Raw genomic sequence first — 815 nt, 5'->3', positions numbered from 1 at the left:
TTCATTAACGTTTTTATTTTGAGCGTACAGTTGTTGTAAAATAAAGTTATCGTTGAGCTCTTTTTTTTCTATCGACATTATTACAATACTAAATGGGCTACTAGGCTGAGACATTTTTGCAATGGCTCTTAATGGTTCTTGTGTTGTTTCTGTCGTTATATTTATATCACTTAGTAAGTCCATTAATTTTTTAATTTGCTCATTATCAGGGCTAATTAATAAGGCGTGTTTTTTAAGCTTTTGTTGCTCAGATAAAGTAAAGGGTAGAGTAAAGAAAAACTCGCTACCTTGATTAATCGTGCTCCTTACTTGTATATCTCCGCCCAGCAATTTAGTTAACTGTTTGCTTATAGTGAGTCCTAAACCGGTCCCACCATACTTTCTTGTTGTGCTTGAATCACCTTGCGAGAAAGACTGGAATATAATTTTTGATTGCTCTTCAGTCATCCCAATACCCGTGTCTTTTATACTAAAGCGAAGGTTTATTGTTTTTTCGTGTTGAGATGTCGCTTCTATAATTAATGATATTTCACCATGCTCTGTAAACTTAATTGCGTTACCTACACAATTATTTATTATTTGGCTTAAGTGCATTGGGTCGCCAATAAGTTCAAGTCCTGCATCAACGTGTAAAGTGAAATTTAGTAGCAAGCCTTTTTGCTTGGCATTTGTTGAGAATAAATTTTGAACGTTAGAAACAATAGTATGTAAAGTAAAAGGGATTTGCTCTAACTGGACTTTTTCCGATTCTAGTTTAGAAAAATCTAGAATATTATTTAAAATCTGCAATAAATTTTTAGCACTTGAAAAAGCTT

General features: G+C 33.0%; 1 protein-coding gene. It reads right to left on the bottom strand.

Annotated features, from left to right (window positions below):
* Positions 1–815, bottom strand: an 815-nt coding sequence (locus GQR46_RS20220; RefSeq protein ID WP_240922938.1) for an ATP-binding protein, incomplete at both ends; no start/stop codon positions are given.

Origin of the sequence: Pseudoalteromonas sp. Z1A6, assembly GCF_011378745.1 — a bacterium.
Lineage (GTDB): Bacteria > Pseudomonadota > Gammaproteobacteria > Enterobacterales > Alteromonadaceae > Pseudoalteromonas > Pseudoalteromonas arctica.
Note: the sequence above shows the minus strand (reverse complement) of the source record. Positions and strands in the feature narration are given on the sequence as shown.